This window comes from Nocardia amikacinitolerans, assembly GCF_900215415.1.
Classification (GTDB): domain Bacteria; phylum Actinomycetota; class Actinomycetes; order Mycobacteriales; family Mycobacteriaceae; genus Nocardia; species Nocardia amikacinitolerans.
Window position 1 is genome coordinate 587,520 of the sequence record NZ_OBEG01000001.1, and the last position, 24,278, is coordinate 611,797.

Annotated in this window: 19 protein-coding genes and 1 pseudogene; 9 read left to right on the plus strand and 11 right to left on the minus strand. The window is 68.5% G+C overall.

What is annotated here, in order from left to right; all coding sequences use genetic code 11:
* The first annotated feature begins 63 nt into the window (after positions 1-63).
* Positions 64-1,683: an amidohydrolase gene (locus CRP45_RS02780; protein WP_097243641.1), complete on the plus strand. Its 1,620-nt coding sequence runs from the start codon at positions 64-66 to the stop codon at positions 1,681-1,683.
* Between the two features lie 140 nt (positions 1,684-1,823).
* A complete protein-coding gene (locus tag CRP45_RS02785; RefSeq protein WP_372507994.1) occupies positions 1,824-3,146 on the plus strand; it encodes a PucR family transcriptional regulator in 1,323 nt (440 codons plus the stop codon).
* A 39-nt stretch (positions 3,147-3,185) separates the two neighbouring features.
* On the opposite strand, the gene CRP45_RS02790 is transcribed toward CRP45_RS02785, so the two are convergent.
* The 3 genes from CRP45_RS02790 to CRP45_RS02800 all read right to left on the minus strand — a co-directional run bounded on the left by CRP45_RS02790 (position 3,186) and on the right by CRP45_RS02800 (position 8,052).
* Positions 3,186-4,511: a glycoside hydrolase family 1 protein gene (locus tag CRP45_RS02790; RefSeq protein WP_097243642.1), complete on the minus strand. Its 1,326-nt coding sequence runs from the start codon at positions 4,509-4,511 to the stop codon at positions 3,186-3,188.
* A gap of 407 nt (positions 4,512-4,918) precedes the next feature.
* Entirely contained in the window at positions 4,919-5,719 is an 801-nt protein-coding gene (locus CRP45_RS02795; RefSeq protein WP_067778126.1) for a class I SAM-dependent methyltransferase, read from the minus strand.
* A gap of 110 nt (positions 5,720-5,829) precedes the next feature.
* Positions 5,830-8,052 (minus strand): MMPL family transporter, encoded by a 2,223-nt coding sequence (locus CRP45_RS02800; RefSeq protein WP_097243643.1) that lies wholly within the window; start codon positions 8,050-8,052, stop codon positions 5,830-5,832.
* A gap of 301 nt (positions 8,053-8,353) precedes the next feature.
* Here CRP45_RS02800 and CRP45_RS02805 point away from each other — a divergent pair, with 301 nt between their 5' ends.
* On the plus strand, positions 8,354-8,830 hold the full coding sequence (locus CRP45_RS02805) for a nitroreductase family deazaflavin-dependent oxidoreductase (protein ID WP_097243644.1): 477 nt from the start codon (positions 8,354-8,356) through the stop codon (positions 8,828-8,830).
* A 7-nt stretch (positions 8,831-8,837) separates the two neighbouring features.
* Here CRP45_RS02805 and CRP45_RS02810 read toward each other — a convergent pair whose 3' ends face one another.
* Positions 8,838-9,710, minus strand: coding sequence for a LysR family transcriptional regulator (locus tag CRP45_RS02810; protein ID WP_067778123.1), 873 nt, complete (start codon positions 9,708-9,710; stop codon positions 8,838-8,840).
* A 70-nt stretch (positions 9,711-9,780) separates the two neighbouring features.
* Between CRP45_RS02810 and CRP45_RS02815 the strand changes: the two genes are divergently transcribed.
* Positions 9,781-10,683: a 4-hydroxy-tetrahydrodipicolinate synthase family protein gene (locus CRP45_RS02815; RefSeq protein ID WP_097243645.1), complete on the plus strand. Its 903-nt coding sequence runs from the start codon at positions 9,781-9,783 to the stop codon at positions 10,681-10,683.
* Between the two features lie 130 nt (positions 10,684-10,813).
* The gene (locus CRP45_RS02820; RefSeq protein WP_067778353.1) at positions 10,814-11,518 is read left to right on the plus strand and encodes a TylF/MycF/NovP-related O-methyltransferase; all 705 of its coding nucleotides are present in this window, start codon (positions 10,814-10,816) and stop codon (positions 11,516-11,518) included.
* 39 nt (positions 11,519-11,557) lie between these two features.
* On the opposite strand, the gene CRP45_RS02825 is transcribed toward CRP45_RS02820, so the two are convergent.
* Together CRP45_RS02825 and CRP45_RS02830 are read right to left on the minus strand one after the other, a co-directional pair.
* A complete protein-coding gene (locus CRP45_RS02825) occupies positions 11,558-12,646 on the minus strand; it encodes an NAD(P)-dependent alcohol dehydrogenase (RefSeq protein ID WP_097244523.1) in 1,089 nt (362 codons plus the stop codon).
* Positions 12,643-13,113 carry a DUF4334 domain-containing protein gene (locus tag CRP45_RS02830; RefSeq protein ID WP_097243646.1) on the minus strand — a complete coding sequence of 157 codons (471 nt, stop codon included), beginning with the start codon at positions 13,111-13,113 and terminating at the stop codon, positions 12,643-12,645. Before CRP45_RS02830 ends, CRP45_RS02825 begins: the two co-directional genes overlap by 4 nt.
* An 86-nt stretch (positions 13,114-13,199) precedes the next feature.
* Here CRP45_RS02830 and CRP45_RS02835 point away from each other — a divergent pair, with 86 nt between their 5' ends.
* Positions 13,200-13,757 carry a TetR family transcriptional regulator gene (locus tag CRP45_RS02835; protein ID WP_097243647.1) on the plus strand — a complete coding sequence of 186 codons (558 nt, stop codon included), beginning with the start codon at positions 13,200-13,202 and terminating at the stop codon, positions 13,755-13,757.
* A gap of 112 nt (positions 13,758-13,869) precedes the next feature.
* Positions 13,870-15,486: an FAD-dependent monooxygenase gene (locus tag CRP45_RS02840; RefSeq protein WP_097243648.1), complete on the plus strand. Its 1,617-nt coding sequence runs from the start codon at positions 13,870-13,872 to the stop codon at positions 15,484-15,486.
* Between the two features lie 119 nt (positions 15,487-15,605).
* Here CRP45_RS02840 and CRP45_RS02845 read toward each other — a convergent pair whose 3' ends face one another.
* Entirely contained in the window at positions 15,606-17,072 is a 1,467-nt protein-coding gene (locus CRP45_RS02845; protein ID WP_253787711.1) for an APC family permease, read from the minus strand.
* A 245-nt stretch (positions 17,073-17,317) separates the two neighbouring features.
* Here CRP45_RS02845 and CRP45_RS02850 point away from each other — a divergent pair, with 245 nt between their 5' ends.
* Positions 17,318-18,076, plus strand: coding sequence for an oxygen-binding di-iron domain-containing protein (locus CRP45_RS02850; RefSeq protein WP_097243650.1), 759 nt, complete (start codon positions 17,318-17,320; stop codon positions 18,074-18,076).
* 8 nt (positions 18,077-18,084) lie between these two features.
* On the opposite strand, the pseudogene CRP45_RS02855 reads toward CRP45_RS02850, so the two are convergent.
* Positions 18,085-18,408, minus strand: a pseudogene (locus CRP45_RS02855) (GNAT family N-acetyltransferase); the annotation flags it as partial.
* 914 nt (positions 18,409-19,322) lie between these two features.
* On the opposite strand from CRP45_RS02855, the gene CRP45_RS02860 reads away from it, so the two are divergent.
* Positions 19,323-19,661: a hypothetical protein gene (locus CRP45_RS02860; RefSeq protein WP_143861311.1), complete on the plus strand. Its 339-nt coding sequence runs from the start codon at positions 19,323-19,325 to the stop codon at positions 19,659-19,661.
* A gap of 106 nt (positions 19,662-19,767) precedes the next feature.
* On the opposite strand, the gene CRP45_RS02865 is transcribed toward CRP45_RS02860, so the two are convergent.
* The 3 genes from CRP45_RS02865 to CRP45_RS02875 all read right to left on the minus strand — a co-directional run bounded on the left by CRP45_RS02865 (position 19,768) and on the right by CRP45_RS02875 (position 24,229).
* Positions 19,768-21,216, minus strand: coding sequence for an amidase (locus tag CRP45_RS02865; protein WP_097243653.1), 1,449 nt, complete (start codon positions 21,214-21,216; stop codon positions 19,768-19,770).
* Positions 21,217-21,457: 241 nt separating this feature from the next.
* Positions 21,458-23,140 carry an ABC-F family ATP-binding cassette domain-containing protein gene (locus CRP45_RS02870; RefSeq protein ID WP_097243654.1) on the minus strand — a complete coding sequence of 561 codons (1,683 nt, stop codon included), beginning with the start codon at positions 23,138-23,140 and terminating at the stop codon, positions 21,458-21,460.
* A 174-nt stretch (positions 23,141-23,314) separates the two neighbouring features.
* Positions 23,315-24,229, minus strand: coding sequence for a macrolide 2'-phosphotransferase (locus tag CRP45_RS02875; protein ID WP_097243655.1), 915 nt, complete (start codon positions 24,227-24,229; stop codon positions 23,315-23,317).
* Positions 24,230-24,278 lie beyond the last annotated feature (49 nt).

Genomic DNA, 24,278 nt, shown 5'->3' on the forward strand with positions numbered 1-24,278 from the left:
GCTCTTCGCAATCGAGTGGCAAAGCGGTCCGCCCGCTGCCCGACCCGTTCCACGGAGGTTTCGATGAGCACAGCCGATCTGATCTTCACCGGCGGCACGATCCTCGCGATGGATGCCGAGCGGGAGGGTGCCCGCGCGGTCGCGGTGTCCAACGGGCGCATCGCCGCGGTCGGCGGAGACGACGTGCTGGCCATGCGCGGGTCGGGGACCGAGATGATCGAGCTGGGCGATCGCTGCCTGATGCCGGGCTTCGTGGAGGCGCACACCCATCCGACCCAGGATCAGATGTTGTACTCCGACACCGTGATCGACATTCGCCCGGTCACCACCTGTCCGAGCGCCGAGGACGCGCACGCGGAGATTCTGCGCGCTGTCGCCACGGCTCCGGCGGGCCGTCCGTTGATCTTCTACGGCTTGGATGTGCTGTTGCAGACGGGTTTTCCGGAGCCGACCAGGGCGTGGCTGGACGAGCTCGGCCCCGACCGGCCGATCGTGATCTGGCAGAACTCGGGACACCTCGCGTGGGCGAACGGCGCGGCCATGCGCTTCGCAGGCCTCTCCGACGACATGCCGGATCCGGCGGGCGGGCACTACGTCAGGGACGACTACGGCCGGCTCACCGGCAAGGTCTACGAGGCGCCCGCCGTGCTGTCGGTGATCGGACCCATGCTGGCCGAGCAGCTTTCCGGCCCCGAACTGCTGGCCCGCGAACACGCCGACCTCGCGAGCCGCGGTGTCACGCTGTGCAGCGACATGGCCTTCTCCCAGCAGATGCGCCCGCTGACCAGCGCGCTCTATCGGCAGCGGCAAGCCAAAGTGCGGATGCGGGTCTACGAGATGGCCGATCCGGGCGGGGAGTCGTACTGCCCGTTGGAGAACGGCGACGACCTGTTCCGCCAGATCGGCATCAAGATCTGGGTCGACGGATCACCGTGGGTCGGCAACATCGACACCTCGTTCCCGTATCTGAACACCCCCGCAACGGCCGCCCTCGGACTCGGGCACGATCACCGCGGCCACGCCAACTACACCGCGGACCAACTGCGCCAGATCGTGGGCGCCTACTACCCGGTGGGCTGGCAGATCGCCTGCCACGTACACGGCGATCACGGCGTGGACACGATCCTCGACGTCTACGAGAACGCGCTGGCTCGGTACCCGCGCCCGGATCACCGGCTGCGCTTGGAGCACTGCGGTGCGATGACCCCCGAACAGTTCCGGCGTGCCGCGCGACTCGGCATCACGTGCAGTTTGTTCGTCGATCACGTCTACTACTGGGGCGACGTGCTCGTCGACGACCTGTTCGGCCCCGAGCGCGGCGCGAACTGGGTGCGCACCCGATCGGCACTCGATGCGGGCATGCGCGTGTCGTTCCACAACGACTGCCCGGTCACCGAGGAGGAGCCGTTGCGCAATATGGCCGCCGCGGTGACGCGGACCTCGCGCAGCGGACGCGTACTCGCACCGGCGGAAAGGATCACCGTCGACCAAGCGCTGCGCGCTCAGACCATCGACGCGGCGTATCAGCTGTTCGCCGACGACATCACCGGGTCCCTCACTCCCGGCAAGTACGCGGATCTGGTCGTCCTGGATCGGGATCCCCGGCGGGTGCCGCCTGCGGAACTGGCCGACATCGAGGTGCGGGCCACGTACTTGGCGGGGGAGCCGACATTTCAAAACTGAGCCCTCGCATTTTGTGGCGAGTCACAAATATCTGGGACCGATTGACTCAAGTGTCACAATCCACGTTCGACACGGCCCACGGCGCACGCGAATCCCGTTACGTTTGATCGCTGTGCAATTCCGGCCGGAAGGACCCGCTCGTGACCGCTCCCAACATGGCCGATCCTGATCTCATCGTTTCGGGCCGTCCGGTCTCGACGCATCTCAAGGACACCAGGACCCTCTCCCAGCGCATGGTCGGGCACTTCGTGAAGAACGTCGTGCCGTGCGGCACGCTGCCCGGCGAGGCGCTCAGCGGCGACGTAACCGCCGTGACCCGGGTGTGTCTGGAACTGGCCGTGCGGATGCTGGACGGCAACGAGGTCGGCGAGGACATCGAGCGCGTCGGAGCCGCCGCCGCGGGCTGGGCGCGCGAGGGCATTCCGATCGATACGATCCAGCACGCCATCCACGAGGGCTTCAAACTCGGCTTCGATCTGATCCTGGCCAACGCCACCACCCAGGACCACGAGAGCCTGGTGAACGTGGCCCGCCGCTTCATGGACATTCTCGACACCATCATCGCGACGGTCTCGGTGGCGTACGTGAAGGAACTACGCGCCGTGGTGAGCGAACACCACACGGCCGTGCACACGCTGACCTCGGCCCTGCTCGGTGGCAACAGCACCTCCACCATGGCCCGCGAATGCGGAATCCAGATCGCGGATTCCTACCACGTGCTCGCGCTCGCGGTGCCGCCACATCGCGACGAGCGGAATCCGACGCTGGACAGCAAGGTGGTCGCCCGCCGCAAGCTACGCAGGTTGCAGGCGGAGCTGGCCACCCGGTGCGGCGACAGCGCGCTGTCGCTGTTGAGCGTGGACGGCGGCACCATCCTCATCCCGACCACCACCCTCGACGACGCGGAGCTCGACGAGCTGGTCGCCCAATTGTCCAGGGCCGCCCAGGTTCCCGTGCGCGCCAGCGCGGTGGAGGCGACCCCGGAACGCATACCGCAGGCCGCCGATCAGGCGCACGAGCTGCTCGACATGGTGCACCGGATGCACAGCGTGTCCGGCCTGTATCGCTTCAACGACTTGGCGCTGGAGTACCAGCTCACCCGGCCGGGCCCGGCGCGCGACTTCCTCGGCTCGCTGCTCGATCCGCTGGACGACTACCCCGAACTGCTGGAAACCCTTCAGGTGCACATCAGTACGAACCTGAACCGGCAGCGCACCGCGCGGCTGCTGCACGTGCACACCAACACCGTCGACTACCGCCTCAAGCGGATCGGCCAGCTCATCGCCTTCGATCCCACCCAGGCCTCGGGCCTGTGGTATCTGCGCTCGGCCTTGGTCGCCAGGGCGCACCGCACCGGAGACGTGCCCCCGCCCGTCGGCTTCGGTGAGCCGGAAAACGCTGGTGGCGAACGGGAAGCCGTGGTGCACGACATCGCGGCGCCCCCGCGCGGACGACGCCCCTGACTCCGGCGCGCGGCCCGTGCCGCACGCCGGGCGGATGGGTCAGCGGGGCACGGTCACCGGATCGGCGCAGCTGGCGAGCGCGTCCACGAACGAGCATTCCTTCGGCAGTCGCGTCGGCAGGTAGTCGGCCGGTACGCCGCCGTTGGCGGTGATGGCGCGGTAGGCCGCGACGGCGTCGGTGGGGCGCCGGGTCAGCGTCGGGTCGGTCAGCACGTCGACGGTGTAGAGGCCGAAACGCGGTGTGTAGGAGCCCCATTCGTAGTTGTCGGTCAGGCTCCAGTAGTTGTAGCCGATCAGATTCATGCCGTCTGCCTTGGCGCGCTGCAGCCAGTAGACGGTGTCGCGCAGGTTGTCGGCGCGGGTGTAGGCGTCCCAGCGTGGCAGACCGTTCTCGGTGGGCATGCCGTTCTCGACGATGTAGAGCGGCTTGCCGGGAAACGCGCGCGAATAGTGTTGCAGCGCATAGTAGATGCCCTCGGGCTGGAGCGGGTTCTTCCACAGCTCGGTGAAGTTCGTCATCCCCGTGAGGTTGTCGGGGGAGAGGCCGTAGTAGTAGTCGATGCCGATGTAGTCCAGCTTGCCGGCGATCTTGTCGATCAGCGGCTTGTTGACCGCGTCCTCGGCCGCGGGGATGTAGGCGACATTGCTCGTCACCATGGCGCCGGGCTGCGCCGCGTGGATGTGGTCGTAGATCGCGTTGTGCGCCCGGGCGATTCGGTCGTGCATCGCGGGCACGTCGGCGGGGCCGATGCCACCGTGCCGAAGCTCGTTGAGCACGTACATCATCGGCTCGTTGAAGGTGACCCAGAGCGGGTCCGCGTCCGCGTACCTGTCGACCACTCGCCGGGCGTTGGCCAGCCAGTCCTCGACGATCGCCGGATTGCGCCAGCCGCCGCGGTCGACCTCCCAGCCGGGGTAGACCCAGTGATCGATGGTCAGCATCGGTCGCATGCCCGCGTCGCGGATCGCGGCGATCACGTTGTCGTAGAAGCGGAATCCCGCCTCGTCCCATTCGCCGGGCCGTGGCTGGAGCCGCGCCCATTCGATGCCGATCCGATACACCCGCACGCCGAGCTGGGCGGCCAGCGCGATATCCGAGCGGTAGCGGCTGTGGAAGTCGATGGCGTTCTCGTACGGGTCCTCGGTTTTGCCCGCGGCGACGTACCGCGACCAATTGCTGTCCGGTGCATCACCTTCCGACTGATAACCCGATGCGGCGACGCCCCACAGGAAGTCGCTGCCGAACGGCTGCACCTGCGCGGGCGGAGCGGGACGGGCGTAGGCCGGCGCGCTACCGCCGACGACCAGAGCGGCGGTGGTGGCTGCGAAGGCGGCCAGGACGTGGCGGCGACTGGGGGATCGCATCGAACTCCTGTTCCGAACGGGGTGGTCGGCGCTCGTGGACCTCCGGCGCAGGAGGGCGCCGGGTCGGGTGGGACCACGGCGAACACTGTAACTGGTCACCCGTCCGTATCGGGGGAGGATCGCGCAGTGGGGTGGGGATTCTCGGCGGGGGAGGGGAGAAGCGGAACGGGCTGGACGAACGGCAGGGGAGGCGAGGCCGCTAGCCAGGCGATCTCGGGCTGCGCAAGGTTCCGCTGGTCGGACGTGAAGCAGCTGGCAGGACTTGATAAACAAAATGCTGATACGTAGATATGCGCATCTAACTATATAAGCTCACTTTGGCAAAGGGAAGGCACCACTCACGTACACCAACAAACATCCGAATACACCCAATCACCAAGCACTTACGGCAAGGGTCGGCTCGACGATCACTCCGCGACGAGTGCGGTGGCGACGAGGTATCCCTTGGGATCGCGCCAGGTGCGCCCGGGGTGATGGACGAACCAGTCTTCGACGTCGGCGCTGAGATCGGCGAGGATCGCGTCGCGGTCGGGATGGTCGGGTTCGATACCGCGGCAGCCGAAGATGGCTTCCGCGAAGCGAATCAGCGGCGCGGGGCTGTCGAAGACGAGGGCGTTGTCACAGCGCTGGACGCGCACGTCCCCGAAGATGTCGGACATGAGCCGGGGCAAGGTCTCCGAGTCCACGGTGCGCGGCGGCGCGGCGTCGGGTTCGATGCCGTAGCTCGCGGCGTGCGCGTCGACGAGTTCGCCGATGTACGGACAGGTTTCGGGGTGGTTGACGACGACAGCGACGGTGCCGCCGGGTTTGGTGGTGCGCCGGAATTCGTGGAGCGCGGCCGCCGGATCCGGGACGTGGTACAGCATGTGGCGTGCGGTGAGCACGTCGAAGGTGTTGTCGTCGAACGGGATACGGCGGGCGTCGGCGCGGACGCCGCGCACGCCGGGGACGGCCTGGGCGGCGGCGACCATGGCGGGGGAGGTGTCGATGCCGAGCAGCGGGCCGCGGTGGCCGTACGCCACGAGCCGAGCGAGGAATCGCGCGTCACCGCAGCCGACGTCGGCGAGGTACTCCGCGCCGGAGAGGGCGAGTGCGGCGAGCACTTCGCCGCCCGGATCGTGGGGTTTTTCCGAGTAGCGTTCGTGGGTGTCGATCCGCACCCGCAGCGGCGTGGGATCGGCGTATTCGGCGTCGAGACGGCTGCTCATCGGTGCACGTCCTTCGGTCCGGTCGGCGGTGGTGACGCTCCCTTCTGGCGGTGAGCGTACTCCGGGAGAAGGTGGCGACCGCGCTTTTTCCCGGCGACTCGGCCCGCCGATCAGCTCCGCGCGGACACCGTCGCGGAGATCGGACGGGCCTCGGGTGCGGCGCGGGCCTGCGGTTCGTCGTCCAGGACGGGTTCGCCGAGGCCGATCTTGCGCTGGATCCCCCGCATCCAGGAGGGCGCCCACCAGCACTTGTCGCCGAGGAGCTTCATGACCGCGGGGACCAGCAGCATGCGCAGTATCGTCGCGTCGATGAACAGGGCCGCGATCATGCCGTAGGCGATGTACTGCATCATCACGAGGTCGGAGAAAGCGAACGCCCCGGTGACCACGAGCAGGATGAGTGCGGCGGCGGTGATGATGCCGCCGGTGTGCGCGGTGCCGGCGCGGATGGCCTGGGTGGTGTCGGCGCCCTTGGCCCTCGCTTCGACCATGCGGGACAGCAGGAACACCTCGTAGTCGGTGGACAGGCCGTAGACGATGGCGATGATGAGCACCAGGACCGGGGACATGATCGGCTGCGGTGTGAAGTTCAGCAGCCCGGCGCCGTGGCCGTCGATGAAGATCCAGGTGAGGATGCCGAGCGTGGAGCCGAGGCCGAGCGCGCTCATCAGCGCGGCCTTGATGGGGAGGACGAGGGAGCCGAAGGTCAGGAACATCAGCAGCGTGGTGACGAGCACGACCGCGGCGATCATGTACGGCATGCGTTCGAGAAGGGTGTCGATGCTGTCCTCTTGGATGGCGGGCTGGCCGCCGACGAGGAGGGTGAGTCCGTCGGGCACGTCGAGCGCGCGGAGGTAGTCGATCGTCGGTCCGGCGTTGTTGGAGTCGGCGAGGGTGGCGCGCATGCGGTAGAGGTCGGTGCGGCCGGGTGCGGAGGCGGGCACGCTGAATTCGCTTGCGAGCCCGGGTGCTTGGTTGACCTGGCGGTAGAGCGCGCCGATGGCGGTGCGGTCGTCGGAGACGACGATGAGCTGGAGCGGGTCGGGTTGGCGTTTGGGGAACAACTCGTCGAAGTGCTGCTGGGCGAGGCGGGTGGGGTTGTCCGGTGGCAGGTAGGTCTCGCTCATGCCGCCGAAGGCGAGGTTCTTCATCGGGATGATGAGCAGGCCGAGGCCGAGGACGAGCGGGACGGCGACGCGCAGTGGCTTGCGCATGACCCAGTCGGTAGTGCGGCCCCAGAATCCGTTCTCGATCTCGGCGGCGGTCTTGGTTCGGCGGAATCGGCTGAGGCCGAGGCTGTCCACGCGTGGTCCGAGGACGGCGAGGGCGGCGGGCAGGATGGTGATCGCGCTGAGCGCGGCGAGCAGGACGGTGGCGATGGCGCCGTAGGCGAGGGATTTGAGGAATCCCTGCGGGAAGATCAGCAGGCCGCCGAGGCTGGCCACGATCATGGTCGCGGAGAAGACGACGGTGCGGCCTGCCGTCATCACCGAGCGCCGGACGGCGGTGCGGGTGTGGTGGCCCGCGGCGAGTTCTTCGCGGAAGCGGCTGACGATGAACAGGCCGTAGTCGATGGCGAGGCCGACGCCGATCATCGAGACGACGCCGGTGACGACGAAGTGGACGTCGGTGAAGTCGGTGAAGATCCGCATGATGCCGTTGGCGCCTGCGACGGTGAGGGCGCCGATGGCGAGGGGTAGTGCCGCGGCGACGAGTCCGCCGAAGACGAAGAACAGCAGGACGGCGACGACGGGTAGTGCGACGACTTCCATGCGGTGCACGTCGTCGGTGAGGGTGTCGGTGAGAGTGCCCGCGATGGGTTGCAGGCCGGCGACTTGGACGTCGACCCCGGGAATGGGCAACTCGTCCTTGACCTCTCGGTAGTTGCGCGCCATTTCGGTGTCGTCGTCGCCGCGGATAGCGATGAGGACGAAGGCGTGGCGGCGGTCGTCCCTGGCGAAGAGGGGTCCGCTGGCTTTGCCGGTTTCGGTGGCCCAGTAGGCGCCGTTGATTCCGGTGATCTCGTCGGGGTGGTCGCGGGTTAGGGCGTTGAGGTGGTCGACGACGGTGCGGCTGAGTTCGGGGTCGTCGACGGTTTTGCCGTCGGGGGCGGTGATGAGCAGGACGACGTCGGATTCGTGGTCGCGGCCCCATGCTTCGTCGGCGAGGCGGCTCGCTCGGGCGGATTCGGCGCTGGGGTCTTCCAATCCGCTGGAGCTGAGGTGGTTTTCGATGCCGATGCCGTAGCCCGCGAGTGCGAGCAGTCCGGCGACGACGATGCCGAGTACGCCGAATCGGTATCGGTGGACGAGTTCCCCCCATCGCGCGAACATCAGCGGTCTCCGCTGGGGCAGGTGTGGGCGTGGGTGGCCGGGTGCGGTCGGTGTGCCGATCCTGCTGCGCGGAAGACCAAGGGGCCGTGTCCCTTCCGTGGGTTTGCGTGGATGTCTGTCATCAAAAATACATACGGTGATGAAATGAGGGCGTTTAACAATTGAATCCGTGGGTCCGTGGTTCGCACATCTGTGCGGTGAATGCCGGAGTTCGGCGTCGACCGGCGCGCGTGCGGTGTGAAGTGGGCCGCTTCGGCGCTCGCGGGCGGACGCGGCCGCCGCGGCGTGGCACCATGCGGTTATGGTCTCGAATCCGTTGCCGACTCTTGCCAGGCGCCTCGCGCAGCAGCGGTGGGTGATGCGCACGGCGCCGCTCGTGCTGCCGCTGGAGCGGTTCATCCGGTGGGTGACTCGCGGGCGATTCGGCGTGCTCGATCTGGTGGGGCTGCCGTCGATCGAGGTCACGGTGGCCGGACGCAAGACGGGGATGCCGCGCACCACGTCGCTGCTGTATGTGCCGCGCGGCGCGGATTTCCTGGTGATCGGGTCGAACTGGGGCAGTGCGAAGCATCCGGCGTGGTCGGCGAACCTGCGCGCGGCCAGCACCGCGACCGTCGGGCATCGGGGCGAGCGGTTCCCGGTGCGGGTCACCGAGATCACCGGCGTCGAGCGCAAACGCGTCTGGGATCTGGCCGTGGAGTTCTGGCCCGGCTACGAGATGGAGTACGAGCTCTCCGGTGGCCGTGAGTTCCGGATCTTCGAATTGCGCAGGGAGTGACCGGGATTCAGCTCAGTGCGGCCCGCACGGCTGTAGTGAAAGCGGAGACGGCTGGATGCCTGCCCGCGCCCGCGCGACACGCGATGGTCGTGGTGCGGGCGATCGGAAGTCGGACGAGGTGCACGCCGGGCGGGGGTTCGGTGGCGCTGAGTTCGGGGACGAGGGCGACGCCGTGTCCGGCGGCGACGAAGGCGAGCACGGTGGTGAAGTCGTCGACCTGGTGGTGGACGCGCGGGGTGAATCCCGCGGCTTGGCAGGCGCGGAGGGTCATGGTGTGGCAGCGGGTGCCCGCTGTGGCCACGATCCACGGTGCGTCGCGCCAGGTGTCGAGGGTGGCGTCGGGGGTAGCGGTGTCGGCGGCGAGGAACATGGCTTCGCGGTAGAGCGGTTCGGTGTGCACGCCGGGTTCGGGTGGGAACGGGACGAGGTCGTAGTCGTGGACGAGGGCGACGTCGAGTTCTCCGGCGCGCAGTGCGGCGGCGACGCGGGCCGGATCGAGTTCTGTCACAAGGGGTTCCAGGCCGGGGTGGGCGGTGCCGAGCCTGGTGAGGGTGTCGGGGATGAAGGCCTGGGTGGCGCTGGGGAAGGCGCCGATGCGCAGCGGTCCGGTGAGCCCGGCCCTGGCGGCGGCGAGGTCGGCCTCGGCCTCTTCGAGCCGGGCGAGCACCGCGTCGGCGTGGGCGACGAGGGTGTGTCCGGCCGGGGTGAGCGTGACTCGACGTCCGGTGCGTTCCAGCAGGGCGACGCCCGCTTCGCGTTCCAGCGCGGTGAGTTGCTGGGAGACCGCGGAGGGGGTGAAGGCGAGCGCCTCGGCGACGGCGGCGATGGTGCCGCGCCGGGCGAGTTCCCGCAGCAGCCGCAGCCTGCGCACGTCGAGCATCAGTTCAGCTTACGTTCAGCAGCACAAATGCGAACTGGTTCTTAATCTCTGGGTGCGGCACGCTGGCGGTATGCACCGATTCCGAGGAATTTTCGTACCGCTGGTCACGCCGTTCACCGAGGACGGCGCCGTCGCGTGGGACGCGCTGGAATCGCTGGCGCGCGCCGTGCTCGACGCGGGCGCGGCGGGTCTGGTGGCGTTGGGCACGACGGCCGAGGCGGCGACGCTGGACGCCGAGGAGCGGCGCGGGGTGATCGACGTGTGCGCCGGGGTCTGTGCGTCGGCGGGCGCGCCGCTGATCGTCGGGGCGGGCGGCAACGACACCCGCGCCAGCCTCGCCGGGCTGATGGAGTTGGCGGCGTGGCCGCAGGTGGCCGCGGCGTTGGTGCCGGTGCCGTACTACACGCGGCCGTCCGAGTCGGGGGTCGTCGCGCACTACGCTCACCTCGCGGCGAACTCGCCGGTTCCGTTGATCGTGTACCACATTCCGTATCGCACCGGTCGTTCGTTGAGCGCGAGCACACTGCGGGAGCTCGCTGCCCTGGAGGGCGTCGTCGGTGTGAAGTACGCGGTCGGCGGTGTGGATGCCGACGCGGTCGAGTTGCTCGCCGATCCTCCCGGCGACTTCGCGGTGCTCGCCGGGGACGACGCGTTCCTTTCGCCGCTGCTGGCGTTGGGCGCGGCGGGCGGCATCGTGGCGACCGCGCAACTGGCGACAGAGCGTTTCATCGCTCTCGAAAATGCTTGGAGCGCCGGAGATCTCGTGTCGGCGCGGGCGATCGGCGGGCAGCTGGCCGGGGTTGCTACGACGGCGTTCGCCGAGCCGAATCCGACTGTGATCAAGGGCGTGCTGCACGCGCTGGGACGCATTCCGAGCCCGGCGGTGCGGTTGCCGCTGTTGCCCGCCGCGGCGGAATCGGTGGATCGGGCGCTGGCGGCGCTGGGCGCGGTGCCGGAGCTGGTTGCCCGATAGATCAGCGGGTCGGGGCGGTGCGCTCGGTTTCGCGGTCGGGGCGGCTGACACGTCGTTCGCCGTCGCCGGAGATAGCCGATTGCTATTCTGGCGGAGTCCGGTGTGGCAACCGCACGGAGCGGAGGGCGTTGTGCACGATCGTCGCGGCGCGTTGCAGGAATACTTGTTGCGGACCCAGCCCCGGACCGTCGATCGGGGGCGGATGGCGATCGTGGAACGGGAGCTCGCCCGCGTCGTGCGCGCAGGCGTTCCCGGCGCGGTGGTCGAATTCGGTTGTTACCGAGGCGGAATGACCGCGTGGCTGCGCGCGGTGCTCGACTCGGTCGGCGCGGATCCTCCGGTGCACGCCTACGATTCGTTTCGCGGGCTGCCTGCGCCGGGTCGCCACGACAGCGACTATCTGGCCGAGGGCGAGTTCGCTGCCTCGATCGGCGAGGTGGTGACGCTGCACGAACAGTTCGGCTTGCGCCGCCCGCACCTGCACGCGGGCTGGTTCGCCCACACCGTGCCCGAACAGCTGCCCGCCCGAATCGCTTTCGCCTACCTGGACGGCGATCGCTACGAGTCGACGCTGCTGTGCCTGCGTGCGTGTCTGCCGCGGCTGGCGCCGGGCGCGATTCTGGTCTTCGACGACTACGCCGACCCCGCCTCCCCGCCCGACCGCGCCGTCGCGCAACCCAAAGCGCCGGGCGTCATGAAAGCGTGCCAGGACGTCTTCGGCACCCCACTGGCCGTCACCGTCGTCTCCGCGGACCCGACCTGGACCCTCGGCGTGTACCGGCACGCGATCCCACCAACCGTCTCCGCCGCCGCGTCCAGCGAAGCCGCGCGCTGAGTCAGGTGAGTTTCACCCCAACGATTCTGCCGTAGTGGACTACCAGGTGAGGACGGGTTTGACGGTGCGGCCGTCGCGTTGGTGTTCGAGTGCGGTGTCGATGTGGGTGTGCGGGTAGTCGACAACGAGCCGATCGATCGGGAACCGGCCTGCGGCATGGAGTTCGAGCAGGTGGGGGATGAAGGTGTGCGGATCGGCGTCGCCCTCGAGGCAGCCGCGGATCGTCTTGCCGCCCAGGACGATATCGCGCACGTCGATGTCGGGGACGCCCGCGCCGAGTCCGACCGCGACGACCGTGCCGCCGGTCGTCAGTGCCGCCACCGCGTCGGCGAGCACGCCGGGCTGCCCGGTGGTGTCCAGGGCGTGTGTCGCGCCGCCGCCGGTGGTTTCGCGCACGGCGGTGACGGTGTCGTCGCTCGTCGGATCCAGCGCGGCGGTGGCGCCGAGATCGAGTGCCAGTGCGCGGCGGGCGGGGTTCGGGTCGACGACGACGATGCGCTCCACACCGGCCGCGCGCGCGGCGAGCAGGGCCGCCATCCCGACCGCGCCCGCGCCGTAGACGACGAACTGGTCGTCGGGCGCGGGTCGCAGGGCATTGAGCACCGCGCCCGCGCCGGTCTGGAATCCGCACCCGAGCGGCGCGGCGACGACCGGATCGGTCGCGGGATCGACGACGACGGTGTTGTCCGGGGTGGTCAGCGCGTAGCCCGCGAAGCTGGACTGGCCGAAGAACCCGTCCCGCACCGGCGTACCGTCCGCGGTGACGCGCGGGGAGCGGTCCGCGCGAGAACCGAACTGGTTCAACGCGATCGAGCGATGGCAGTAGGCGGGTCGACCGCCGCGGCAGTTGGCGCAACTTCCGCAATGGCGGAAGGTCAACACGACGCGATCGCCCGGCCGCACAGTGGTGACCTCCGCGCCGACCGCCTCGACCACTCCGGCGCCCTCGTGCCCGAGCAACAGCGGCCGCGCCGGTCCGCCCGCGGCGCGGGTGACGAGATCGGTGTGGCAGATGCCGACCGCCTGCACCCGCACCAGGATCTCCCCGGCGCGCGGCGCGTCGATCTGCACGGCTTCGATGGAGAACGGCGCGGCCGGGTCGCGGGACAGGACCGCGGAGGTGGTCAGCACGCGGCGACCCGTTCGAGCAGGAAGTAGAAGTGCGCGCCGTCGGCGAGTACCAGGTCCGGGTGGCCGTTCATGATGCCGAGCAGCGTCGAGTCGTCGAGTGGTTTGAAGTGATCGAACACCGGCTTGCCGTCGTAGACCATCGTCGCGGTCACCTCGCCGCGGAACTCGACGTTCCACAGCGACGCCTCGCCGTTGCCGAGTGTCTTGTTCGAGAACAGCGAGCCGTCCTCGGCGCGGCAGATCAGCGGCTCGGCGTGGGTCAGCGAGCGGAATCGCTTGCCGTACCAGCGGCTCGCGGGCAGTGCGCGGCAGAGCGGATGACCGGTCTGGAACGCGGCGCCGCGCCATTCGCCGAGGATCTGCTCGGCGCGCACCGTCGGCAGACCCGCCCACAACTCGTCCAGCTCGTGGGTCGACACCCCGGATTCTCGCGCGGCCAGATCCTGCCAGGACGCAGTGCTCATCGTCGGTCGCCTTTCGAAGTTGCAGAACCATCTGGTTCGCGAACCATATCCCGAACCAAATGGTTCGGCAAGATAGGATTCCGGACATGCGCGCAGCAGGCCACGCCACCAGGGACCGAATCCTCGCCGCGGCCAAGGAGGAATTCGCCCGCCACGGAGTCGCGGGCGCCAGGATCAACCGCATCGCGACCGCCGCGCGCGCCAGCAAGGACCGGCTCTACGCGTACTTCGCGAGCAAGGACGAGCTCTACGCGGCGGTCACCGAACAGTGGGCGGGTCAGACCACCGACGAGACCGCGCTCGACGCCGCGGACCTGCCGGGATACGCGGGCCGATTGTTCGATCACTACCTGCGACACCCCGACAACGCCCGCCTGCAAACCTGGGCCGAGATAGAACACACCCGCATTCCCGAGGCCGAGGACGCGGTGCGCCGCGTCATCGCCACCAAGATCGGTGAAATCGAACGCGGACAACGCGAAGGCTTGATCACCACCGACTTCCAGCCCGTCACGCTCGTCGTCATGCTCACCGATCTGGTCCGCACCGCCGCCGTGCACGCCGCGCGGGCCGAGCAACCGCACAGCGTCGCCGAACGCCGCGCCGCGGTGGTGCTGGCCGCTCGGCGCCTGGTGGCCCCGTAGGACTCACACCCTGCGAATGCTGGGTGTTTGCCGAGAACCGGGGATGGGCGCCGATGGCCGGGCGTAGACTCGCCGGATCGCTCCGTGAACATCCACTGCGAGGTGATGTCACATGGTCGACACAGAGGTGCTCGTCGTCGGCGCCGGTCCGGTCGGACTGACCGCGGCCATCGAATTGGCCCGGCGCGGGGTGCGATGCCGGATCATCGACGCGGCCGTCGAACCACCGCGCTACGCCAAAGCGGTCGGCGTCCAGCCGCGCACGCTCGAAGTCTTCGAGGGCATGGGTGTGCTGCGCCAGGTGCTCGACTCGTCGATCCTGCTGCGCGGCCAGATCGTCTACGTCAACGGCGCCGAGGTCGAGCGCGTCGCGTTGGCGCTGCCCGCCGATATTCCGTACCGGTTCGTCGGGCTGCCGCAATACGAGACCGAACGGATTCTGCGCAAACGTCTGGCGACCACCGGAACGCGCATCGAACGCGGCACCACGCTCACCCATTTCGAGCAGGACGATTCCGGCGTGCACATGGTGCTCACCGACGAGAAGGGTGAGCGCCGGGTGCAGGCGCAGTATCTGATCGGTTGCGACGGCGCGCACAGCGTCGTGCGCAAAGGGCTGGGGCTCGCCTTCGAAGGCGCGGCGTTCGCCGAGGAATACATGCTCGGCGATGTCGAACTGGACTGGTCGATGCCGCGCGGGTACGGCATCCGATCGATGCACCGGACCGACGGCGTCACCGACGATCTGCTGGTGTGCGTCCCGCTGCCCGGCCAACGCCGGTACCGAGTGTCGATGCTGGTGCCCGAGGAACTCGCGACCGCGCCGCGGACCGGTGCGGCCGTCGAGCACGGCTTCGAAGGCGCGCACGCACCCGAACTGCACCACATCCAAGCCGTGCTCGACCGGCTGGCGCCCGAACCGGTCACCGCGTCGAGCCTGCGCTGGTCGTCGGTGTTCCGGATCAGCCACCGCATCGTCGATTCCTATTCGCGCGGAAGGGTTTTCGTCGCCGGAGACGCCGCCCACATCCATCCGCCAACGGGTGCGCAGGGCATGAACACCGGCATCCAGGACGCGCACAACCTCGCCTGGAAACTGGCACTGACCCTCGGCGGGGTCGGGTCCGCGGACCTGCTCGCCAGCTACGACGCCGAACGAAGACCGGTTGGCGAGGAGGTGGTCGGCCGCACCGTGCGCAGCGCGCGCGAAGGCATCGGCGCGGGGGAGACCGACCCGGATTACGTCCTCCGCAGGGAAGCCCAACTGCTGATCGACTACTCCGGCAGTCCGCTGACCAGCCACCCGCCCGACGACCAGCCCGGCCCGCGCCCCGGACACCGCGCCCCCGACGCGGACGGCCTCACCCGAGACGCCGTCGCCTACCCGATCCGCCTGTTCTCCCTGCTCGGCCGAACCGACCACACCGTGCTGCTCTACCTCGACGACACCGCGGGCCCCGAGTCGCCCACCACCGTGTGCGCCCTCACCGACGCCGCACGCCGCGCCACCCACGGAAAAGTCGACCTTTACCTGATCACCACCCCCACCGCCGATCCCGAAGCCTCGACGCTACCGGTCATCCGCGACCGTGACGGCGGCTTCGCCCGCGCCTACGGCGCAAAAGGATTGGCCGCCTACGTCATTCGGCCCGACGGTTACCTCGGCTTCGCCGAACACGACCCCACCCCGGAGGACCTGACGAAACACTTCGCGCAGATCTTCCGCTGAACCGGTCGCGAAGGCGCTGCGCCACAAGGCAATCAGGCAGGCGAATGGCGACAATTGTTCTCGGCCAAGGCCGTTGATCGCCACCGGCAGTCGATCGGCTCGGCAACAGGCTGATTCGGTCAGTGTTCGAAGACGCTCACGTCGCCGGGCTCGGTCTCGAGCGCTTCACGGTCGAAGATCAGCAGGGCGAGGAAGAACAGCCCGCCGGTGACGAGCAAGCCGGCCACGATCAACACCGGCACCACCGCGTCCTCGGGCGTCACCAGCACGAACAGCGCGACGGCCGCCCACAGCAGCGCGGCGACCGCGACGGGCAGCTCGAAGCGCCCGAGGTCGAACGCGCCCTTCCTGCGGTCCAATCGTTTACGCACCGTCAGATAGAGGACGATCGTCGAGCCGTAGATGAGGGCGGGCAGGATCGTCGACGCGGTGATCAGCTCGAGCAGCGCGTTGCCAGGCAGCGCGACCATCAGGACGACACCCAGGCAGAAGATCAGGATTGTCGCCGGGACCGGCGTACGCGTGCGCGGGTCGACCCGTCGCATCAGCCGGTGCGCGGGAAATCGGGCGTCGCGCGACATCGCGAAAACCAGGCGCGAGCACGCGGCCATCACCACCATCCCGGCGCCGAAGAACGCGAAGGTGATGGCGACCAGCAGAACCCGCTCCATCACCGGCCCCAGCTGATCGCGCATGATCGCCGCGACCGGCGAACCGCTGGCGCTGACTCTCGGGATGTCGTCGATCGCGACGGTGAGTGCGATCACGAACAGCAGGCCAAGCACCCCCGCCGCCACGACCGATCCCACGATCGCGCGCGGAACGCTGCGATAGGGATCCTTGGCCTCCTCGGCCAGATTCGCCGCCGCGTCGAAACCGACGAGGGTGCCCAGACCCATGATCATCGCGATCATCAGGCCACCGCCGACCGCGAAATAGTCGGGGGCGTTCTCGGTGACACCGCGCGAGGTCAGGTTGTCGGTCGTACCGTCGCCGGTGACCGCCACGGCGACGACCAGCGCGATCGCCACCACCACGACGAGCACCAGTTCCAAGCCCACCGCGGTCGCGTTGATCATGCTGACGATGCGCGTCGAAGCGATGGCCAGCACCGCCTGGACGAGCAGCACCGCGAGCGTGATCAGGCGAGCGGTGCCCTCATCCGGCCGCATACCGAGCAGCGGCATGAACGCCTGGCTGGCCAGCGCGTTGTCCACCGCCACCACGGCGACCGCCAGATAACAGAAGGTCAGCCAACCGAACCCCCACCCGATCTTCGGGTTGGCCAGCCGCGAGGCCCACTGGTAGGACGAACCGCTGAGCGGTATCCGCGCGGCGAATTGCGCCACCACCAACGCCACCAGCGCCTGCCCGACCGCGGCCGCGATCCACAACCAGATCCCGACCGGCCCCGCGTTCAGCAGCACGTCGTCGTAGGTCGCGAAGATGCCGACCGCCACCGAGATGAACGCGAACGAGATAGCGAACACCTGAAACGGACCCAACGTCCGTTTCAGCTCCTGCCGGTAACCCCCGAGCTCCACCGAATTCGCACCGCTGCGCGCGGGCACATCGGCATCCGCCACCTCGCTCACCTCACTTCTCTCGGAAGGAGCCCACCGACCTCGCGGCCGCAGGACCGAATCGTCGTCCGAATCGCGCTGGTGATTTCGTGCTCGGGATACCGATGAAACCCTATTCTCGCGCGCTCGATCGCGAAAGCGGCCCAATGCCCTTGCCCTGAGCTGCCGGTGCCGCAGGAGTGTCACGAGTAAACTGCGAGGTTGCTGATGGTTTTGCGCGGGGGTCGGCACTAGCACGGGATCGAGTCATGCAAACCCACACCGACGAAATCGCCGACGGTATCTATCGCATCTCCACCTACATGCCGGAGATCGGACCGACCGGGTTCACCTTCAATCAGTTCTTCGTCGACGCCGACGAACCGCTGCTGTTCCACACCGGCATGCGGGCCCTGTTCCCCGTGGTGTCCGCAGCGATCGCGCGGATCCGGCCGGTCGAGCAGCTGCGCTGGATCACCTTCGGTCACGTGGAGGCCGACGAATGCGGATCTATGAACCATTTCCTCGCGGCCGCACCACGGGCGCAGGTGGCGCATGGGGTACTCGGGTGCATGGTCTCCATCGACGATATGGCCGACCGGCCGCCGCGTCGGCTTGCCGACGGCGAGGTGATCGACCTGGGCAACCGGCGGGTACAGCATCTCGACACACCGCACGCACCGCACAATTGGGAGGCGCGGGTGCTTTACGAGCAGACCACCGGTGTGCTGTTCTGCGGTGACTTGATGACGCAACTGGGCAACGGTCCTGCCTTGACCGGCGCCGACCTGGTGGAACCGGCCACGGTCGCCGAGGACGTCTTCCACGCGACCTCGCTCGGACCTGCCGTGCCTACCGCTCTGCACAGGCTGGCGCAGCTGCGACCGACCACACTGGCGATCATGCACGGCTCGAGCTTCAGCGGGGACTGCGCCACAGCATTACGGGACCTCGCGACGGTCTACGAGGATCGGCTGAACGAGTCAGGACCCGAGGGGCGACCCCAGGGACCGGAATCGCCCACGTAGGGCACGATTCACGCGGTAGTGCGGTACGGGTTCCTCGGTAGCGTCAGCCGCATTTCGAATTCCAGGCGCGGGTCATCGGGGGAGATAGCGCCTGCTACGCCGGTGCGGCGGAAACCGTGGCGGTAGTAGAGGCGTTCAGCGGTGGTGTTGCCGTCGGAGACCTCCAGGTGGATACCGCGGTGGCCGGTAGCGATGGCCCAGTCGACGACAGAGCGGACGAGGAGATCGGCCACGCCGGTGCCGCGGGCCTCCGGGACCACCCACATCGAGATCAGATGTGCGGCCTTGCTTTCCGAGACCGCACCGATGGTGCCGAGATCGTGATCGCCTGCGGTGGCGAGGAATTGGGTGCTTTACGCTGCTGCGATGGAACGCCGCTGTTCAGCCGCCTCCTACTGCCGATGGTGCGGGCGCCCGCTCGACAACCCCGATGCCCGATTCTGCCGCCCGAGCCACAAGACGCAGAACCGGCGCCAATGGCGCCGACAAGCTGAGAACGGGCCCTGCCCGGTTCGGCGGCACACCGCCTATCCCGACCGCGGCGCAGCTCTCAACGACCGCGCTGATACCGGACTTGTGCCACGCCGATGCGTCTGCGGCGCATGGCATCTGGTGTCCACGGAGAACCCGCACTGTCAGTGGTGCGGCAACACGCTCACGGATTCCGAGCGCGCCTACTGCGACAAGCGTTGTCGGCGGCGGCGAGAACGGAAGCGACTCCGAGATCGCGGGCGACCCGTACTCATTTGCCCGACACCCAGCAAACGCGCATTCGTCTCTCCTGGATCCGCCATCTACGCGGCCCGGCAGTTCACCCAGCGGAAACTGAAGTCCATCCATTACCGGTGCGGATGCGGCGCCTACCACATTGCGAGGGGCTGATCAGGTCGGGCGACCCCGGAGCGATAGTGCGCGAAAGATTCGAATGGCTTGGCAGGCAACATGTTTGAGTCTTGGGTCGTAACTCTGCGTGATAGTCTCTCTCCGTCGAGGTGGGAATGCCATGGAGCGAGGAGACGAATCGATGCCCTCAGCACGCCGATTCGACGAGCTCTCCCGGCACCTCGCCTACCCGATGATCCGAAGCCTGGTCGGCCGATACGTCCGCGAGTGCATCGCCGACCCGCGGGCCACGCAGAAGAATCGTTGGAGCCTCTGTGCCCTCCCTATCACTAATCGGACCAAGGGAAACCGCAGGCTACTAACCGTAAGCTGTGGCCCACAAGAGGTCTTGTATGTTCGCGAGGTGATCGGGCCCGACGGTGCGGTTCGCATCGTTGTCGCCTGCAATATCGCGCCGCCGTCCGACCGGCCTGCCTCGGCCCTGACCTTTGTCGGCGAGAACGTCACCGGAGGGCCGTCGTCAGAATACCGACGGATCGTTTGGACGTGGCAATTCGATCTTGTGAGTGATGTCGCCGAACTTCGCGGACCCATCAGCACTGCGGAGTTCGAGACCTTGGCTCGCAGTCTCACTGTCGAACTGATGGAATCGAAAACACCTTACGGTCGTCACCACAACGCGAATTTCGCCGAAGATCTGCTCTCCGATCTCACCGGGCAACGCAGCGAAATGCGCAATTAGCGGTCCCGCCGAATTGGCTGTCCTGGCAGTCGCTTTCCAGAGTGGCCTCCTGAACTCGAATGCGCAGGTCGGGCGCCCGACGCACCGATCTGATTCGGTGCGCGCACTACGGTGCCTGGAAGCCACCGATCTTCTGTTCGAGCAGTTCGGCCAGTCGTAGCGGGGTGCGGTCCTCGAACATCGGACCGATGAGCTGCACTCCTGCCGGCAGGCCCTCGGGTGAGCGGCCCGCCGGTATGGCGGTGGCGGGCAGGCCGGGCATGGTCGCCACGCCGGCCCAGACGAGCTGGTCGAAGTACGGGTACTCGACGCCGTCGATGTCGATGTGCTGGTCCTCCAGACCTCCGTTGTGGTCGTGCGGGAAGGCGGGAGTGGGCGTGATGGGGCACACCACGGCATCGAACTCGGCGAAGAGCTGCCGCCAGCGGTGGCGGTGGAGTTCGCGGCGGCTGTTCGCCTCGACCCAGTCACGGTGGCTGAGCACCATGCCGCGCAGCCGCGCCGCATCGAGACTCCGGTCCTCCGCGCTCAGGGCGGCGGCGCGGGTCCGCAGCTGTTCGTAGACGTCGACGGAAAGACCTGCGGCGGCGTTCGACAGCATCAGCAGCATGTAGATCGTCGCCGCTTCGGTCGGATCGGGCAGCAGCGGACTGCGCTGTTCGACGCGAGCGCCCTCGTCGACGAGCGCCTCGGCGGCCCGGTTCACACCCGCCCGCACCGCCGATCCGGTCGGAATGAGCGGATGGTCCTCGATGATCAGAACCCGGAAGTCCGACAGCCGCTCATGGCGCGCGGGCGGCAGTGCGACGTCGTAGGCGACGCCGTGGGTCAGCGGGTCCGGTCCGGCCATCACGTCGAGCAGCAGCGCGAGGTCGCGGGCGGTGCGCGCCATCGGGCCGACGACGGCGAGGTCGAGGTCGATCGGCAAGGCCGGCGCGGGCGGCGCGACCATGCCGCGGGTCGGCGCCAGCCCGAGTGTCGGCTTGTGCGCGTAGACACCGCAGAAATGCGCGGGAGTGCGCAGCGAACCGGCGAGGTCGGAGCCGATCGACAGCGCGCCGAACCCGGCCGCAAGGGCCGCCGCCGATCCGCCGGAGGAACCACCCGACGTGCGGGCGTGATCCCACGGGTTGGTGGTGGTGCCGTAGATCTCGTTGAAGCTCTGGATATCTCGCAGCATCAACGGCACATTCGTCTTGCCGAGCACAACCGCGCCCGCGGCCTCGAGCCGCGACACCTGGAGCGCGTCCTCGGCAGGCACATGGTTCCGATGCATCGGCATGCCCCAGGTCGTGGGCAGCCCGGCGATGTCGTAGGACTCTTTGACCGTCACCGGGATACCGAGCAGCGGCCGGTCCTCGCCGCGGGCGCGCGCCTGGTCGGCACGGTGTGCGGCGGCCCGCGCACGGTCGAAGGTCCGCACACAGATCGCGTTGATCACCTTGTCGTCGCGCTCGATACGGGCGATCGCTTCCTCGGTCAGTTCCACCGAGGTCACGTCACCGGCACGCAATGCGGCCGCGAGCTCTTCGGCCGACCGAAAACTCCACTCCATGAATTCGACGCTATTGCTCCGCCGCAGCGGACATAAAATGCCGCTTCGCGCAAACGGAAAAGTCGAACGAATGACCTTTCAGTGCAAATCGACGCACTCGTTCAGTCATTTCCGAGGTCACGGTGTCGGCATAATCGACTCGATTCGCGCAGGCCATGAAATGCCGTTTCGCACAACGGGATAGACGTCACAATGGCTACCGTGTTCCGGTCCAGCCGCCGACTGTTCGACCGACCGCTGGTCATGGCGACGTGCGGCGAAGTCGGTGCCGGCTCGAAGTCCGGAGCTCCAGGCGGGGCCAGTCGGCTAGGTCGGCGAGCATCTGCCGGTCGTGGGTGGCGACGACGACTGCGCATGCCGTGGAGTTCAGTGCCTGGGTGAGCTCGTCGACCAGGGAGGCGGACAGGTGGTTGGTGAGCTCGTCGAGCATGATCAGGTCGGGCTGCTCGGCCAAGCACATCGCGAGGTGCAGGCGCCGCTGCTGGCCTTGGGACATGCGTGTCACCGGGGTGTGCAGAGCGGCCGCGTCCAGCAGGCCCAGCCTGCTGAGCGAGGGCGCATGCCCCTTCATGCCTCGGGACTGGAGCCGGTCCACGTGCGCCTGGTAGGCCCGGTAGGCGGTGTGCTCCGGGTTCCAGGCGGGAACCTCCTGCGACAGCAGGACCACCCGCGCGTCGCGGTGGATCCGCAGGCTGCCCCCGGTGGGGCGCACCTGTCCGGCCAGCACGCCCAGGAGGGTGGACTTGCCCGCCCCGTTCGGGCCGGTCAGCAGCAGCCGGTCACCACCGTTGATCGTCACCTCGACCGGCTGGCGCAGCCGTCCGGAGACAGTGAGGTTCTGCCCGTGCAGGACCGGACGTCCGGCCCGGGTTCGCAGGTCGGGCCACGACAGGCTCCGGGGCGGCTCGGGCACGGTGATGCGGTGCCGCTCGAGGTCATCCACGCGCCGGTTGAAGGCCTGGACGACCCCGGCGGCGCGGGTCGCGCGCTGGTGCTTGCCGGTGCCTTTGTCCGGGCGCCAGCCCGTCTGCAGGCGCCTGCGAGCCTCCTCGGCGGCCCTGGTCAGCTGGGCGTGCTCGACCTGCTGGGCGGCGTGCTCCTGCTCCCACCGCTCCCGCTCACGGCGACGGCCCTCGACCCAGCCGTCGTAGCCGCCCGTGTACAGGCGAGGCAGACCGTCCCGACTCGGGTCCAGGTCCAGGAAAGCCGTCGCGACCTCGCGCAGTAGCGCTCGGTCGTGGCTGACCACCGCCACACCTCCGGGGTGCTCACGCAGCCTGCGTGCCAGGAAGTCCAGGGCGGCGGCGTCCAAGTGATTGGTTGGCTCGTCCAGCAGGAGCAGATCGGTGCTCGAGCCGAGCACGACCGCAAGGCGCACCCGGTAGCGTTGCCCGACCGACAAGGTCGCCAGGCGCCGGCCGCGGTCGGTGCAGGCCCCCAGACCTTCCAGGGCGACGTCGACGCGCCGCTCGGCGTCCCAGGCGTCCAGCGCGGTGGCGGCCTCCAACGCCTGGGCGTACGCGTCCGCTGCACCGGGCTTGCCCTGGGCAAGGGCCTCTGTGGCGCTCTCGAGCAGGTCCAAGGCGGTCAGGGAGTCCCCGACGGCTTCCTCGACCAGATCACCGACGGTGCGCTCGTCCGCGACGTGCAGGGTCTGCTCGACCAGCGTGAGGGTCCCGGTGCGCGAGACCGTGCCCGCGTCGGGCGTCAGAGTGCCTGCCAGCACGTGCAGCAGTGTCGTCTTGCCCCGTCCGTTCTCGCCGACGATGGCCAGGCGAGAACCGGCCGAGACCGTCACGTCGGCGCCGGACAGGACCGTGCGCTCTCCCCGACGGACCACGACGCCCTCGGCGCGCACATGCGCAGCAGCGCCGACAGGAAGTTCTCGAGGCAGGACAGAAACAGGGGAAGTAGTACGAAGCATGCGTGTTCTCTCAGCTCGTCATGGAGCCGGGCAGCACGCGAGGCCGCCCAGCACAAGGCCAGGACGGCGGGCGAGATCAGTCGGGTTCGGCCGCCGTCAGCGGCGGAACCAGGGCTTCATACAGAAAGACACGGCCGAGAGTCTACGAGTAGGCACCGAGCGGGCGCGAGGGAATTAATCGGGGCGCGCCCCAGCATCGGGGTTCAGCATCGCCGCCGCGGTGGCCAGGTCGGTCTCGGCGCCGGTGGTCAGCGCGTACAGGGCGTACCCGATCGGGGAGGCGTCCCACAGGTGCGCCGCCTGGGCCGCCAAGCCGGGGTGGACGTGCCCGCCCGCCTGCTCGTACGCGGCGAGGGTGACCTGCAACATCCCCTCGCCCGCGGCGCCGTACTGGGCGGACAGGTCACGGGCGGGATCGTCCACGCGGGCGGTGCTCCAGTCCAGGACTCCGGTGATCGCGCCCGCCTCGTCGAACAGCACGTGCGCGGGGTAGATCTCGCCGTGGGTCAGCACAGTCCGCTCGGGCCAGCAGGTTTCGTCTTCGAGCCATGCCTGCCACGCCTCGGTCAGGGCGGGTGAGACAGTGAACGCCTCGCTCACGCGCGCGATGTCGTCCCGCCACGCCTGACGTACCCGATCGGAGGTACGGACCTCGACGCCCGCGGCCGCGGCCTGCTCCGGGGTGATGGAGTGCAGACGGGCCAGCAGGCGACCCAGGCGATCGGCGTAGTCCGGGCTGGCAGGGTCCATGTGCCAGGTGGGCTCCCCGGCGTCGGTCAGGGTCAGGCCCGGGGCGCCGGGCAGCGCCGGGTAGGCGATCAGCTCGGAAGAGCGGACCTGCCAGTCGGGAACCGCGACGCCATCCTCGGCCAGGACGGGGGCGACCAGGTCGAGAACGCGCGCCTCGGCGGCCATGCCCTCGGAGACATCGGCGCGACGCGGTACGCGCAGCACCCACCTCTGGCCGGTCGCGTCGGAGGCCATGACGACGCGGTAGTCCAGGCCCGCCTCGTTCACGGTGGCGTCCTGCGCGGACAGGCGCGGGCCGTGGGTGGCGGCCAGTGCGATGACGTCATCGATCGTGTTCATGGGACCACGCTCTCACCTGCGCCTACGCCACTTCCAGTTCTTTCCTTCA

Bases quoted from the DNA above. Each gene is read 5' to 3' on its own strand.
- CRP45_RS02810 (WP_067778123.1), bottom strand. From the start codon at position 9,710: ATGCTCGACGTGCGCAGGCTGCGGCTGCTGCGGGAACTCGCCCGGCGC.
- CRP45_RS02830 (WP_097243646.1), bottom strand. From the start codon at position 13,113: ATGAGCACTGCGTCCTGGCAGGATCTGGCCGCGCGAGAATCCGGGGTG.
- CRP45_RS02875 (WP_097243655.1), bottom strand. From the start codon at position 24,229: ATGAACACGATCGATGACGTCATCGCACTGGCCGCCACCCACGGCCCG.
- CRP45_RS02835 (WP_097243647.1), top strand. From the start codon at position 13,200: ATGCGCGCAGCAGGCCACGCCACCAGGGACCGAATCCTCGCCGCGGCC.
- CRP45_RS02815 (WP_097243645.1), top strand. From the start codon at position 9,781: ATGCACCGATTCCGAGGAATTTTCGTACCGCTGGTCACGCCGTTCACC.
- CRP45_RS02865 (WP_097243653.1), bottom strand. From the start codon at position 21,216: ATGGAGTGGAGTTTTCGGTCGGCCGAAGAGCTCGCGGCCGCATTGCGT.
- CRP45_RS02805 (WP_097243644.1), top strand. From the start codon at position 8,354: ATGGTCTCGAATCCGTTGCCGACTCTTGCCAGGCGCCTCGCGCAGCAG.
- CRP45_RS02780 (WP_097243641.1), top strand. From the start codon at position 64: ATGAGCACAGCCGATCTGATCTTCACCGGCGGCACGATCCTCGCGATG.
- CRP45_RS02790 (WP_097243642.1), bottom strand. From the start codon at position 4,511: ATGCGATCCCCCAGTCGCCGCCACGTCCTGGCCGCCTTCGCAGCCACC.
- CRP45_RS02840 (WP_097243648.1), top strand. From the start codon at position 13,870: ATGGTCGACACAGAGGTGCTCGTCGTCGGCGCCGGTCCGGTCGGACTG.
- CRP45_RS02795 (WP_067778126.1), bottom strand. From the start codon at position 5,719: ATGAGCAGCCGTCTCGACGCCGAATACGCCGATCCCACGCCGCTGCGG.
- CRP45_RS02850 (WP_097243650.1), top strand. From the start codon at position 17,318: ATGCAAACCCACACCGACGAAATCGCCGACGGTATCTATCGCATCTCC.
- CRP45_RS02870 (WP_097243654.1), bottom strand. From the start codon at position 23,140: ATGCTTCGTACTACTTCCCCTGTTTCTGTCCTGCCTCGAGAACTTCCT.
- CRP45_RS02800 (WP_097243643.1), bottom strand. From the start codon at position 8,052: ATGTTCGCGCGATGGGGGGAACTCGTCCACCGATACCGATTCGGCGTA.